The sequence below is a fragment of the Bacillus sp. FJAT-18017 genome (assembly GCF_001278805.1).
In the GTDB taxonomy this organism is placed as follows: Bacteria; Bacillota; Bacilli; order Bacillales; family Cytobacillaceae; genus Bacillus_D.
Map to the genome: position 1 here is coordinate 606471 of NZ_CP012602.1, position 13381 is coordinate 619851.

Annotated in this window: 15 protein-coding genes; 13 read left to right on the plus strand and 2 right to left on the minus strand. The window is 48.6% G+C overall.

Going from position 1 to position 13381, the window contains the following annotated elements:
• Nucleotides 1–88: 88 nt before the first annotated feature.
• Both AM500_RS02810 and AM500_RS02815 read right to left on the minus strand, forming a co-directional pair.
• On the minus strand, nucleotides 89–883 hold the full coding sequence (locus AM500_RS02810) for an N-acetylmuramoyl-L-alanine amidase (RefSeq protein WP_053597841.1): 795 nt from the start codon (nucleotides 881–883) through the stop codon (nucleotides 89–91).
• An 83-nt stretch (nucleotides 884–966) separates the two neighbouring features.
• Nucleotides 967–1293, minus strand: coding sequence for a YnfA family protein (locus tag AM500_RS02815; RefSeq protein WP_053597842.1), 327 nt, complete (start codon nucleotides 1291–1293; stop codon nucleotides 967–969).
• Between the two features lie 291 nt (nucleotides 1294–1584).
• Between AM500_RS02815 and hprK the strand changes: the two genes are divergently transcribed.
• The 13 genes from hprK (at nucleotide 1585) to hisIE (ending at nucleotide 13229) form a co-directional block, all read left to right on the plus strand.
• Nucleotides 1585–2523, plus strand: coding sequence for an HPr(Ser) kinase/phosphatase (gene hprK, locus AM500_RS02820; protein ID WP_053597843.1), 939 nt, complete (start codon nucleotides 1585–1587; stop codon nucleotides 2521–2523).
• A gap of 106 nt (nucleotides 2524–2629) precedes the next feature.
• Nucleotides 2630–3469, plus strand: coding sequence for a prolipoprotein diacylglyceryl transferase (lgt, locus tag AM500_RS02825; RefSeq protein ID WP_053597844.1), 840 nt, complete (start codon nucleotides 2630–2632; stop codon nucleotides 3467–3469).
• Between the two features lie 106 nt (nucleotides 3470–3575).
• Complete coding sequence (locus AM500_RS02830; protein ID WP_053597845.1) at nucleotides 3576–4517, plus strand: nucleoside recognition domain-containing protein; 942 nt, start codon at nucleotides 3576–3578, stop codon at nucleotides 4515–4517.
• Nucleotides 4518–4554: 37 nt separating this feature from the next.
• Nucleotides 4555–5202, plus strand: a complete 648-nt coding sequence (gene ppaX / locus AM500_RS02835; RefSeq protein WP_053601601.1) for a pyrophosphatase PpaX — start codon at nucleotides 4555–4557, stop codon at nucleotides 5200–5202.
• On the plus strand, nucleotides 5199–5735 hold the full coding sequence (locus AM500_RS02840) for an acyltransferase (RefSeq protein WP_053597846.1): 537 nt from the start codon (nucleotides 5199–5201) through the stop codon (nucleotides 5733–5735). Before ppaX ends, AM500_RS02840 begins: the two co-directional genes overlap by 4 nt.
• A gap of 339 nt (nucleotides 5736–6074) precedes the next feature.
• The gene (locus tag AM500_RS02845) at nucleotides 6075–7250 is read left to right on the plus strand and encodes an ATP phosphoribosyltransferase regulatory subunit (RefSeq protein ID WP_053597847.1); all 1176 of its coding nucleotides are present in this window, start codon (nucleotides 6075–6077) and stop codon (nucleotides 7248–7250) included.
• The gene (hisG, locus tag AM500_RS02850; protein ID WP_053597848.1) at nucleotides 7243–7881 is read left to right on the plus strand and encodes an ATP phosphoribosyltransferase; all 639 of its coding nucleotides are present in this window, start codon (nucleotides 7243–7245) and stop codon (nucleotides 7879–7881) included. Before AM500_RS02845 ends, hisG begins: the two co-directional genes overlap by 8 nt.
• Nucleotides 7878–9149 carry a histidinol dehydrogenase gene (gene hisD, locus AM500_RS02855; protein ID WP_053597849.1) on the plus strand — a complete coding sequence of 424 codons (1272 nt, stop codon included), beginning with the start codon at nucleotides 7878–7880 and terminating at the stop codon, nucleotides 9147–9149. Before hisG ends, hisD begins: the two co-directional genes overlap by 4 nt.
• A gap of 313 nt (nucleotides 9150–9462) precedes the next feature.
• Nucleotides 9463–10053 (plus strand): imidazoleglycerol-phosphate dehydratase HisB, encoded by a 591-nt coding sequence (gene hisB, locus AM500_RS02860; protein ID WP_053597850.1) that lies wholly within the window; start codon nucleotides 9463–9465, stop codon nucleotides 10051–10053.
• 83 nt (nucleotides 10054–10136) lie between these two features.
• Entirely contained in the window at nucleotides 10137–10775 is a 639-nt protein-coding gene (gene hisH, locus AM500_RS02865) for an imidazole glycerol phosphate synthase subunit HisH (protein ID WP_053597851.1), read from the plus strand.
• Nucleotides 10776–10893: 118 nt separating this feature from the next.
• Entirely contained in the window at nucleotides 10894–11625 is a 732-nt protein-coding gene (hisA, locus tag AM500_RS02870; RefSeq protein ID WP_053597852.1) for a 1-(5-phosphoribosyl)-5-[(5-phosphoribosylamino)methylideneamino]imidazole-4-carboxamide isomerase, read from the plus strand.
• 132 nt (nucleotides 11626–11757) lie between these two features.
• Nucleotides 11758–12516: an imidazole glycerol phosphate synthase subunit HisF gene (gene hisF / locus AM500_RS02875; RefSeq protein ID WP_053597853.1), complete on the plus strand. Its 759-nt coding sequence runs from the start codon at nucleotides 11758–11760 to the stop codon at nucleotides 12514–12516.
• Nucleotides 12513–13229 (plus strand): bifunctional phosphoribosyl-AMP cyclohydrolase/phosphoribosyl-ATP diphosphatase HisIE, encoded by a 717-nt coding sequence (gene hisIE / locus AM500_RS02880; RefSeq protein WP_053597854.1) that lies wholly within the window; start codon nucleotides 12513–12515, stop codon nucleotides 13227–13229. Before hisF ends, hisIE begins: the two co-directional genes overlap by 4 nt.
• The last annotated feature ends 152 nt before the right edge of the window (nucleotides 13230–13381 follow it).

Here is a 13381-nt window from a genome sequence, read left to right on the forward strand (position 1 = left end):
GTCTATGAATAACATCTTGGTGCTCCAACGGTGTATTTGTCATTGATTCACTTGGATAAAAAAATACCCGCAGAAGTTCCTGCGGGTATTAGTCTTTATAGGTAAAAGCGTCGAACCCGTCAGCCAGAAGCTCTTTTACTAGTGCATCGGCGTTTTCCTTTTCTTTAAAAGCACCAGCCTGAACCTTAAAAAGGCCATCCGTATCCTTAAAAACAAAGCTGTCATAGCCTTTTGTTTTTAATCTTTTAACAAGGTCGTCAGCGTTCTCCTCATTCTTAAATGCACCGGCTTGTACCTTGTACAATGTCGTTCCTGCTGCTGGTTCTGGTGCAGGCTTCTTCTTCAAGTTATATTGATCGGCAATGCCTGCCACTATAGCCCTGGCGACTGTTCTCCTGTAGGAGTCTGACCTGAGGAGAGCCTCTTCCTCCCTGTTGGTATAGAACCCTGACTCGCAGAGGATAGCAGTTTCATTTTCCCGGAGAACATGAAAATTTGCCGTCTTTACTCCCCTGTTTCGCCGGCCTGTCAAGTTTACCAAGTACTTTTGCACTTTAAGAGCCAGCTCGTACGCTTCCTTCGGTTTTGTAACATACACATACGTTTCGATTCCATTGGCACTGTTCCAAGAATTTTGATAGGCGTTAGCGTGGATTGAAATATAGGCGTCAACTTTCAGCCTATTTGCCTTGTCTGTCCTTTCTTGGAGCGGCACATCCCGGCTATCGGAATGCGCAAAATAGACGGTCACATTCTGATAATTTTCAAGCTCTTCTCGGGCATAGGCAGCGACAGCCCGGTTAAACTCATACTCCCGCATCCCGGATGGGCTCCTTTTTCCAGCCGTTGAATAACCATGGCCGGCATCAAGCATAATTTTCATTCTGTCCGCTCCTTTCCATAATAATCTCACCTTTAACATATGGAAAAAGCTTTATAAAGGACATGGACAGGCCAAAAATAATTTTAATTCCTCGGCGCCCAAAGTATTATTGAGACCCCGACAAGACAAATTGCCGCTCCAATCCATTCATATAGGTCTGGAGTCTTTTTATCGACACCCCAGCCCCATAATACCGCGAGGATGACGAACACTCCCCCATATGCTGCATACACGCGGCCGAACGTCGGGAATTTTTGCAATGTCGGAATAATACCGTATGCAACCAGAATCAGACTGCCGGCAATTCCATACCAAAGCGGCCGGCTTTCCCTCAGCCATAGCCAAACCAAATATCCTCCGCCGATCTCAGCAAGGCCGGCTAGTATAAACAATAGAATCGCAGTAAACATAGTTTTCCTCCTTGCTAATTGCATGATATTCTTCAGGTAATTTTAACCTGGGTTGTTATTTTTAGAGTTAATCATAATCGCTTTCGACCTTAGTCACACTGTAGAACGTGGAATAAACCCCGGAACAACCAATGCAGCAATTGCTTTCTTATCCTTAAGTATATGGATTTGCAGACTTGCTGTCTAAGCCCGGAATTCCGTCCTTTGGTTCCAGGGCAATTAATGCTAAAATATGAGAATGATACAAAGGGTTTACATTGATGATTTCGATCCGAATAGGAGGAACATAATTTGCTGAAGGTACGCACCAGAGATATATATGAAAAATTCGGACTTGAGTTGGTTTGCGGTGAGGAGGGTATAGACAGGCCGATTACGACCAGTGATTTGTCCAGACCAGGGCTGGAGCTTGCGGGTTACTTCAATTACTACCCGGCAGACCGGATTCAGCTGCTCGGCATGACTGAGCTAACGTTTTTTGACAGGCTCGCCAAAAAAGACCGGGTGGAGAGAATGGAGGAACTTTGTACCGACATTACTCCAGCCATCATTATTACCCGCGGTCAGGAGGTTCCGCCGGAGCTGATTGAAGCAGCCGAGCGCGATTCTGTTCCTGTCCTCAGGACCGGTCAGAAAACAACCCGTTTCTCCGGAAACCTGACGAATTTCCTTGAGGCGAAGCTAGCACCGACAACTGCTGTCCATGGCGTTTTGGTCGATGTCTACGGTGTTGGCGTCCTGATTACCGGAAAAAGCGGCGTCGGTAAAAGTGAGACTGCCCTTGAACTCGTCAAGCGAGGCCACCGTTTAATTGCGGACGACTGTGTTGAAATTCGCCAGGAAGACCAGGATTCATTGATTGGTACGTCTCCTGAACTGATTGAACATTTACTTGAAATTCGCGGGCTGGGCATCATTAACGTGATGACGTTGTTCGGGGCGGGCGCGGTCCGCAGCAACAAGCGAATCAATCTGAATATCGATCTTGAAATTTGGGATCAGCATAAACAGTATGATCGGCTTGGGCTTGATGAGGAGAAGATGAAAATTATGGACTCCGAAATCACAAAGCTGACTGTACCGGTTCGCCCGGGGCGGAACCTTGCCGTTATCATTGAAGTTGCATCAATGAATTTCAGGCTGAAGAATATGGGTGTCAATGCTGCTCAGCAGTTTACGGATAAATTGAATCACGCGATTGAAGATGGCGACCATGAAGATGCTTTCTAGAAAGGTGAACGGGGCGAATAGGGAGACACTGTCCTGAAGCCTTGCTTGTCGTTTCGGCCGAGGCGAAGCCTTTTTTCAAAAAAAGAGAGATTGAAGGAGAATGAGGATGGAAGATAAGTATGCTGCGCTTGACCCGATTGCGTTTTCGCTGGGGCCGTTTACGGTGCATTGGTATGGGCTGATTATTGGGACTGGGCTTGCACTCGCGCTGTTTCTTGCGATGCGGGAGAGTGACCGGAGGGGTTTGCCGAAGGAGACGTTCCCGGATTTGATGATTTGGGCGATTCCGATTGCGATTTTGTCGGCGCGGATTTATTATGTGATTTTTCAGTGGGAGTATTATGCGGACAACCCAGGTGATATTATTAAGATTTGGAATGGCGGGATTGCGATTCACGGTGCGCTGATTGGGTCGGTTCTGACGGCGTATTTCTTTACAAGGGCACGCGGGATTTCGTTCTGGAAGCTGGCTGATATTGCGGCGCCAAGCATTATCCTTGGGCAGGCGATAGGCCGCTGGGGGAATTTCATGAACCAGGAGGCGCATGGCGGCGAGGTGTCGCGAGAGTTTCTAGAGGGGCTGATGTTGCCGGACTGGATTGTTAATCAGATGGAGATCAATGGAGTTTACTATCATCCGACGTTCTTATATGAGTCGCTGTGGAATTTTGCGGGGTTTGCGCTGCTGTTGTTGCTGCGGCGTGTGAATTTGCGCCGCGGGGAAAGCTTCCTTGCGTATGTGATTTGGTATTCGATTGGGCGCTTCTTTATTGAAGGCTTGCGGACGGACAGTCTGATGCTTGGTCCGCTCCGGATTGCGCAGGTCATTTCACTTGTACTGATTGTGGCTGCGGTGGCATTGATTGTGTATCGCCGGAAAAAGGGACTGGCTGAGGCGCGGTATTTGGATGAGGATGGTGCCGGGAAGCCAGCTGTCGCGAAGTAATAGTAATTCGGCGATTTTGGGATTAATTTGGCGATTTTAAAAATATATCGGTGATTTTAAAATTAATTCGGCGATTTTAATGTATGGACAAAGGGGTTTAATACGGATGTTGGTTAATTCTTTAAAAAAAGGACTCCTGGTCGGCGTGAAAACAACATGGTCGCTGGGGAAAGTGATTTTTCCAGTCACGCTGATCGTGTCCATTTTGCAATATACACCAGTTTTGCCGTGGTTAATGAAGGCGATAGAGCCGCTGATGATGCTGATTGGGCTGCCCGGCGAGGCGGCAATTCCGCTTGTGCTTGGGAACTTCCTTAACCTGTATGCGGCAATCGGGGCAATTTTGACGCTTGATTTTACCGTAAAAGAAGTGTTTATTCTCGCGGTGATGCTTGGTTTTTCGCATAACTTGATAATTGAAAGCACGGTTGCCCTAAAGGCGGGAGTGAAACTTTGGATTGTCCTCACTGTTAGGCTTGGGCTCGCGTTTCTGTCTGCCGCGGTCATCAATCTTGTCTGGCAAGGAGGCAGCAGCCAGGCGGTGTACGGCTTCATCCAGGCTGCAGATGAGCCTGCGGTTGGTACAGCAGCAATTTTACTTGAAGCAATTAGCAAGGCCGGAATTGGGATTGTTCAGCTTGCGGCAATTGTTATTCCGCTTATGATAATGATCCAGGTGCTGAAGGATTTGCAGTGGCTTGGAAAATTTTCAAAAACAATGGCTCCAATGACCCGAACTCTAGGTATGCAGGAGAATACGTCGACGACAATGGCGGCGGGGTTATTGTTCGGGCTTGCGTACGGGGCTGGTGTCATGATTCAGGCGGTTGAGGAAGACGGGGTCAGCAAGAAGGATGCAACGCTGGCGTTTATTTTTCTCGTTTCCTGCCATGCGGTCATCGAGGACACGCTCATTTTCATTCCGCTAGGGATTCCTGTTTGGCCGCTGCTGTTAATCAGGGTTGGTGTCGCTGTGCTGCTGACGCTGATTGTCGGTACGATTTGGAAACGCGCCGGCCTGATTCGCAGGAAGGAAGTCAATATTTGAGACCGCTTTTTATCATAGAAAGGAAGCTGCTATGCCTATGAAAATTGATACAATCCTATTTGACCTCGATGGGACGCTGATTGATACAAATGACCTAATTATCAACTCGTTCCTTCATACGCTGGGCCACTATTATCCTAATAAATATCAGCGTGATGATGTTCTGCCATTCATGGGGCCATCGCTCCGTGAGACGTTCGGTGCGATGGATTCAGAGAATGTTGAGGAAATGATTGTGACCTACCGCAAGTTTAATGTTGAAAATCATGATGAGCTGGTTAAGGAATTCCCCAATGTACTCGAGGCTGTCCAAGCACTGAAGGAAGGCGGGTACAAGATTGGCATTGTGACGACGAAGATGCACGATGTCGTCATGAAGGGCCTGAAGCTGGCAAAATTGGACAAGTACTTTGATGTGATTGTCGCGCTGGACCATGTGACAAAGGAAAAGCCGGATCCGGAACCAATCCTGCTTGCGTTGGAGAAGCTTGGCTCAAAGCCGGAAACTGCAATCATGGTCGGTGATAACTATCACGATATTTTGGCTGGGAAAAATGCCGGGACTCTGACTGCCGGGGTTGCCTGGTCAGCCAAGGGCCGAGAGTATTTGGAAAAATTCGAGCCCGATTTCATGCTTGAGAGTATGACCGATATTCTCGGCATCGTAGGCGTTGAGACGGAATGAGGCGGACCGAACGGTTTCCTGTCGAAGGCGCCAATTCGCTCTGGCACGTATATAAAACCGTCCCATTTTTAAAAGTGGTCAAGAACTTCATTGTCATCCAGCTTGCCCGCTATACGCCGGTCCTTGGGATGAAGAACTGGCTATATCGGAATTTCCTTGATATGAAAGTCGGCGAGCACACCTCGTTTGCGCTGATGGTGATGCTCGATATCATGTTCCCCGAGAAGATATCGGTCGGGCATAACACGGTGATTGGTTACAATACAACGATTCTCGCTCATGAGTATCTTATTAAGGAATACCGGCTCGGTAAGGTTAGGATTGGCAGCGAGGTTATGATTGGGGCCAATTCGACAATCCTGCCGGGTGTTGTGATCGGCGACGGGGCTATTGTTTCTGCCGGAACGCTTGTGCATAAGGATGTTCCTGCCGGCTCGTTTGTCGGCGGCAATCCGATGCGGGTTATTTATACGGCTGAGGAATTAGCGAAACGAAATGAGAATGACCCGATTTATGGGAAAGATAAAGAATAGGAGCCTTCCGGCGATGTCCGGAAGGTTTTTTCTTTAATAAACGATTTTTTCGATTTGTCTTTTAGCGTTGTTATCCACAAACTTCCGGTTTCTATCCACAAATTCTTAATAGTATCCGTGAGTGTGAAGGTTTATCAACAAGCTTTGAGATTCTTTTCATCAAATTGGGTATTCAATAATCTCCAGGATGTTCCCGAAAAATATTCTGATTAATGACGTATTTCAATTGACGCTGGTTCGATGGAGAGGTAAACTAACTATAAATCTTTATCTTATTAGCACATTAGCGAACTAAAGCAAAACAATTATAGATATCCCAAAATGTAAAGGATGAGCAGAGTGGGCCGTTTGTTTATGTTTGAGAAACCGCTGGGCATGCGCGATACGCTGCCTGAGCTTTTTGAAAAAAAGAAAAGGGTGCGCGCCTTTGTTGAAGAGATGATTGGCCGCTGGGGCTATCGGTTTATAGAGACACCGGCATTGGAGTATTACGAAACAGTCGGCGAGGCGTCGGCAATCCTAGACCAGCAGCTGTTCAAGCTGCTTGACCAGCAGGGCCACACGCTTGTGCTCAGGCCGGATATGACGGCACCAATCGCACGGGTGGCTGCATCGAGGCTGATGAAAGACGATACACCTCTAAAACTAGCATACTCGGCAAATGTATTCAGGGCGCAGCAGCGCGAGGGAGGCCGGCCCGCAGAGTTTGAACAAATTGGCGTAGAGTGCCTGAATGATGAGACAGTTTCATGTGACGGAGAAGCGATCGCGCTTTTAACAGAATCGCTGGAGGCCGCGGGATTGAAAGAGTTCCAGATTTCGATCGGCCACATTAGTTTTGTTGATGAACTGTTTCAGCAAATCCTTGGAACGAGCGAACGCGCCGATCAGCTGCGCAAATTTCTTTATGAAAAAAATTATGTAGGTTACCGGGAGCATGTTAAAAACCTGGGTCTGTCTTCAATTGATCGCCAGCGTCTTCTGCAATTTCTTGATCTTCGCGGTGGAGCAGATGTAATTGGGCAGGCGCTTGATTTGACCGAGAATGAGAAAGGCCAGGACGCAATCCGCCAGCTGACGGAGTTATGGGAAATCCTTGAGGACTATGGTGTTGGCAGCCGCGTCAAGTTTGACCTTACGCTAGTCAGCCATATGAGTTATTACACGGGTATCCTGTTTGAGGTGTATGCGGACGGGGTTGGCTTTCCGCTCGGGAACGGCGGCAGGTACAACGGCCTTCTAGAAAAGTTCGGCAGGACGGCGGGTGCAACCGGGTTTGCAATTAGGCTTGACCGCCTGCTGGAAGCGCTTGGGGATGTCGAAGCCGATGGGGAAATCCATGCTATCTTATTTTCGCCGGAACGGAGGAAAGAGGCGTTCGAAGCAGCTTCAATTTTACGAAAAGAAGGCAAGCGTGCTGTGCTTCAGGATATTGGCGGCGTCAGGAATGTCGATGCGTTCGCAAGGAACTTTAGCGAGATTACTTACCTCCTTGGAGGGATTCAGCATGGATAGATGGTTAACGATTGCAATGCCGAAGGGAAGGATTTTTGAGGAAGCGGCCGAGCTTCTGCGGGAGGCTGGTTACCAGCTTCCGCCTGAGTTCGATGAGTCACGGAAGCTGATTGTCGAGGCGGAGGAGGAACAGCTGCGATTTATATTGGCCAAGCCGATGGATGTTCCTACGTATGTTGAGCATGGCGTCGCAGACCTTGGGATTGCCGGGAAAGATGTCATGCTTGAGGAAGAACGGGATGTGTACGAACTGCTGGATTTGAAGATTTCCTCGTGTTATTTGGCGGTTGCCGGGCTGCCGGGTACGAAAATGAGTGAGATTGCCCCGAAAATTGCTACAAAATATCCTCATGTAGCAGCCGCCTATTTTAGGGAGCAGGGCGAACAGGTTGAGATCATTAAGCTAAATGGTTCAATTGAGCTGGCACCAATTATCGGGCTGGCAGACCGGATAGTCGACATCGTCTCATCGGGCCGTACCCTTAAGGAAAACGGACTGGTTAAGTTTGAAAAAATAACTTCCATCACCTCCAGGCTAATCGTGAATCCGGTCAGCTACCGGATGAAGGATGAGTTGATCAACGACATGGTCAGCAGATTGAGCAAGGTTGTTGGAGGTGAACGACTATGAAAATTGTTTTTGCAAAAGAGGCTGTATCGATTAAGCGGTCGATTGAATCTGGAACAAACGAGCAGCTTGATGCGGTCCAGCGGATTTTGGCCGATGTAAGGATTCGGGGAGACGAGGCAATCCGGGAATATACCGAGAAGTTTGACGGGGTGCGGCTTGCTTCTTTTAAAGTAACGGAGAGTGAACTGGAGGCAGCGTATCGGGAAGTTGATGATAATTTTATAGAGATCATCAGGGAGGCTTCGTCAAACATACGTGCTTTTCACGAAAAGCAGCTTCGGACCTCGTGGCTCACCACCGAGGAAAACGGCACAATCCTTGGCCAAAAAATCACACCGCTTGATAGTGCGGGCGTTTATGTTCCGGGCGGGACAGCCGCCTACCCATCATCGGTGCTGATGAACGTCATTCCGGCTCAAGTCGCAGGTGTAGGAAGAATTGCGATGGTCTCGCCTCCCGATGGAAGCGGACGGATACCAGCGTCAGTGCTCGTTGCGGCAAAGGAAGCTGGAGTAACCGAGATTTACAAGGTTGGTGGTGCCCAGGCAATTGCAGCCCTCGCTTATGGGACGGAATCAATTGCTCCTGTTGATAAAATAACCGGACCTGGCAACATATACGTCGCTCTTGCAAAAAAAGAAGTATACGGAGATGTGGCTATAGACATGATTGCCGGGCCGAGTGAAATTGCGGTGCTGGCTGATGAAACGGCCTTTGCGGACGAAGTGGCCGCCGACCTGCTGTCACAAGCTGAGCATGACCCGCGAGCCTGCAGTGTACTGGTGACAACATCAAGGCGAATGGCCGAAGAGGTTGCGCATGAAATTGGTAGGCAGCTTGAATTACTGCCAAGGCGGGATATTGCTATGCGGGCTATTGAGGACTATGGCGCAATTTATGTCGCACGGGACATGGATGAAGCAGTCCGCCTGATCAACGAGCTGGCGCCTGAGCATCTTGAGATTATGACGGAAAATCCAATGGAGCTTCTGGGCAAAATCAAGCATGCCGGAGCTATTTTTCTAGGAAGGTATAGTTCGGAGCCTGTCGGTGATTACTTTGCCGGACCGAATCATGTGCTGCCGACAAATGGCACAGCCCGGTTCTCAAGCCCGCTCAACGTGGATGATTTTCAAAAGAAATCCAGCATTATTTCTTATAGTGGAGCAGCCTTAAAGGTGAATGCCGAAAAAATTGCTTCGTTTGCGCGCATGGAAGGCCTCGAGGCGCATGCCCGGGCAGTTGAAGCAAGGCTTAAGAATAAATAGCGGGATTACCGGTTTTCGGCGCTGGGAGTTTTATCGAAAAAAACTGGGTTTATCAAACAGTGTACGCTCTTGATAAGTTTGAGATTCTCTTGGTAAAACGGTAAACTCTCTTGATAAGTTAAGAATTTCTCTTAATAAAACGGTAAACTCTCTTGATAAGTCAAGGATTCCTTAATAAAACAGTAAACTCTCTTGATAAGTTTAAGATTTCTCTTGATAAAAGTGTATGCGTTAAAACTTTTCTATAAAAATGTCGGACTCTGGATCGTGGTTCACCCTTGTAACCAGAGACTCGTTATTGGAGGAGCCAACAATGGAGCGGATTGCAGAAATTGAACGGAAAACAAATGAAACAAATATTAAACTTTCACTTGAGCTTGACGGGGAGGGCCGCTCGGAACTAGAAACAGGCGTCCCTTTCCTCACCCATATGCTCGAGTTATTCGCCAAGCATGGTCAATTCAATTTGATGGTTGATGCAAAAGGAGACATTGAGGTTGATGACCATCACACAACAGAAGACATTGGGATTTGCCTTGGCCAGGCAATCCGTGAGGCGCTTGGGGAAAAACGAGGCATCCGCCGTTATGGAAATGCGTTTGTCCCGATGGATGAAGCATTGGCGCAAGTGGTGATTGACCTAAGCAACCGGCCGCATCTTGAAATGCGGGCAGAGCTTCCTTCAGCGAAAGTTGGTACATTTGACACTGAGCTTGTCCAGGAATTCCTATGGAAACTTGCCCTTGAGGCCCGGATGAATTTGCATATTATCGTCCATTATGGAAAAAACACTCACCATATTATTGAAGCGATTTTTAAGGCTCTGGCACGGGCGCTAAATGAAGCATCATCGATTGACCCAAACCTTCAAGGCCGGCTTCCTTCAACAAAGGGAATGCTTTAAAGCGGTCTTCATTGCTTCCTGATCTGAATGCAATGTGGGTGAGGGGACGTGGATGTTGGCTACCTTAGAAAGGATTGAACCAAATGATTGGCATTATTGATTATGGAATGGGTAATTTATTCAGTGTCTCAAAGGCACTCGAACGGCTGGGTGCCCGTTACTTCCTTTCCGGGGACCGGGCAGAGCTGGCGGAAGCGGATGCTCTTATCCTGCCCGGGGTCGGCTCCTTCCGCGATGCAATGTTTCTATTAAAATCGGAAGGACTAGCGGATATGCTCCATGGTTATGCAGCTTCAGGAAAGCCACTGCTCGGTATTTGCCTTGGTATGCAGCTTCTATTTGAAGAGAGCGCGGAGAACGGCCCTTCGGAAGGGCTGGGAATTCTGCCTGGACGGGTTGAGCGATTTACTGGTTTGGCAGCTGATGGCACTCCTTATAAGGTACCGCACATGGGCTGGAACAGGCTTAGCTTTAAAAAGGAATCGCCGATTCTTTCTGGTCTTGAAGAAGGTCATGTATATTTCGTCCATTCCTATTTCGTTAAAGCCGACAATCCGGAATACCTTATTGCTCAAGCAAACTACAACGAGGAGGTTTCCGCTGTAGTCGGCAAAGGAAACGTGTACGGCATGCAATTCCATCCCGAAAAAAGCGGCCCGCTCGGCATCCAGCTTCTCCAAAACTTCCTCAAGCTCGCCCAAGCCCAGGAAGTAAAAAAATAACAGGGAAGAAAGTGCGGTGAAGAGTGACAGCGATAGTTATCGTTTGGAAGTGTCCGCTTGAGATGGACAAAACATGTAGAAAGTCCATAAGAGGGGTCTGACCCCAGGAGGTGCAGGAATGAGTTTTACGATTTATCCGGCGGTTGATATGCGGGGTGGGCGGTGTGTTCGCTTGTTGCAGGGGGATTATGGGAAGGAGACGGTGTATGGGGATTCGCCGTTTGAGATGGCCAGGAGGTTTGCGGAGGATGGAGCGTCGTGGATTCACATGGTTGATCTTGATGGGGCGAAGGATGGCAAACGGGTGAACGACCGGTTTGTGATTCAGGCAGCCCGGGAGCTCCCGCATGTACGAATTCAGATTGGCGGCGGCATCCGGACGGAAGCGGATATTGCCCACTATCTTGGCCAAGGTGTAGCCCGTGTGATTATCGGAAGTGTCGCTATTACCAACCCTGATTTTGCAGAGAAAATGATCAAAAAGTACGGCAGCCAAATTGCGATTGGCCTTGATGCGAAGGGTGGATACATAGCAACGCATGGCTGGCTGGAAACATCCAATGTTAAGGCTGTTGACCTTGGGCGCCGCTTTGGAGAGGCGGGAGCAGAGACCTTTATTTTTACTGATATTGCTACAGATGGGACACTTGCCGGGCCAAATGTAGCGGCGACCGCGGATCTCGCCAGTGCTACTGAAAAAACAGTCATCGCCTCAGGCGGCGTGAGTTCGCTTGATGACTTACGGACACTGGCTGCTGAAAAGGGAATCAGTGGTGCTATCGTCGGTAAGGCGCTGTACGAGCAGCGATTTACCTTAAAAGAGGCACTGCAAGTAGCGGCGGCTACGTAATCAATTTACGAATTGTCCTAAACAATTGGGGAGCTGTCAGAAATATATCCCAATTAATCCGCAGAATCTAAAAAATATCCTAACAAAAAGTCTGTCCGAAATACATTAGATAGAAGAGAAGGAGGTGGCCCAATGCTTACAAAACGAATCATTCCCTGTTTGGATGTGAAAGACGGGCGGGTTGTGAAGGGTATCCAGTTTGTCCAGCTCCGCGATGCCGGGGACCCCGTCGAGATGGCCAAGTTTTACGATGAGCAGGGTGCGGATGAACTTGTGTTCCTCGACATATCCGCCTCGCATGAGGGCCGGAAGACGATGGTCGAAGTCGTCAGGCAGACAGCTTCAGAGCTTGCGATTCCATTCACGGTCGGCGGCGGGATCAACTCTCTTGAAGATATGAAAACCATCCTCCGCGGAGGTGCCGACAAGGTTTCTCTGAATACTGCCGCAGTTCAGAATCCAGAATTAATCAAGCAAGGGGCTGATTATTTCGGGTCGCAATGTATCGTTGTTGCCGTTGATGCGAAATATGAACCGGAGTGGGGAACATGGCAGGTTTATACCCATGGAGGCAGAAAACCGACAGGCATAAAGGCGCTGGACTGGGTAAAACAAGCAGAGGCGCTAGGAGCCGGAGAGTTTCTCCTGACTAGCATGAATTGTGACGGTGAAAAAAGCGGTTTTGATATCGCGCTTACAAAGGCGGTTAGCGAGGCTGTTTCGGTCCCTGTGATTGCTTCAGGAGGAGCTGGCAATGCCGCACACTTTGCTGAGGTGTTCAGGGAAGGGAAGGCAGATGCTGCACTGGCAGCATCCATTTTCCATTATAAAGAAACATCCGTTGCGGAAGTAAAGCAATTTTTAAAAAAAGAAGGGGTTGAGGTCAGGTGAACATTGCTGAACTTACATTTGATGAAAAAGGCCTGATTCCGGCCATCGTCCAGGACAGCAGAACGAAGGAAGTGTTGACTGTCGCCTATATGAATGAGGAATCTTTGGTCCGCACGGTGGAGACAGGAGAAACATGGTTCTACAGCCGCTCGCGCCGGGAGTTGTGGCATAAGGGTGAAACGAGCGGAAATATCCAGAGCGTCACAGAAATCAAATATGATTGTGACAGTGATGCCCTTGTTGTCCTCGTTGAGCCGGCCGGTCCTGCCTGCCATAACGGCACAACATCATGCTTCAGCGAAACGCTCTATTCTAGGAATTCGCCAGAACAGGCGCTGCCGTCTTACCCTATTCCAGATGAGACCGATGACGTTAGTCTCGCTGACTATACGCTTGTGAAAAAACTTGTCGAGGATGAATTTAGTATCCTAAGGAAACTTGAGTCACTCATCAAGGACCGCGAACAGGAACGTCCTGAAGGTGCGTACACGACATATCTCTTCGAAAAAGGGGTCGACAAAATCCTGAAGAAGGTAGGTGAAGAGGCATCCGAAGTTATCATCGCCGCCAAGAACCGCGATCCGGAAGAACTCAAATGGGAAACCGCTGACCTCCTGTACCACTTGCTGGTCCTCCTCCGCGAACAAAATCTGCCATTGAAGGACGTGTTGTCTGTTCTTGAGGAGCGTCATACAAGCCATGATAAGCAATAGAAACAAGTCGGGCTGGTATCAGAAGAGCCGTAATGGATTAATCCATCTTCCCAGCCCGTCAATTAATCCAATAGAAGCGTCCTAATGGATTAATCCATCTTCCCGGATTATCAATCAATCCATTAGAAGCGCTCTAATGAATGAATTCATAT